Source organism: Erwinia sp. PME.40.26/001 (assembly GCF_055556675.1).
Genome location: NZ_JBVHNP010000177.1, coordinates 1 through 272, shown reverse-complemented (window position 1 = coordinate 272; position 272 = coordinate 1). Strand labels below are relative to the sequence as shown.

Annotated in this window: 1 protein-coding gene; it reads right to left on the bottom strand. The window is 68.4% G+C overall.

Going from position 1 to position 272, the window contains the following annotated elements; all coding sequences use genetic code 11:
• On the bottom strand, window positions 1-272 hold a 272-nt coding region (locus ACZ3HG_RS23745; protein ID WP_465334832.1), incomplete at both ends, for a MarR family winged helix-turn-helix transcriptional regulator.

The window sequence follows — 272 nt, the reverse complement described above, 5'->3', positions numbered from 1 at the left end:
AGGCGATGGCATCCTTCACGAATCTCGACGTCAGGGCGGTGTAAGCGTGGACGTCCTCCGCCGACCAGCCGTCCAGGACCTCGGTGATCATCCGGTCACCGAGCGCATACACGCCGTGTGCCGCGACTTCTCCGGCCGGGGTGAGGGCGATGAGCGTCGCCCGCCCATCGGAGGGGTCGGTCGTCCGCTCCACCCACCCGTCGGCTTCGAGCTTCCGGACGATCTTGCTGACGTAGGACGCGCCCGTTCCCAGCGCATCGGCGAGAGCGGAC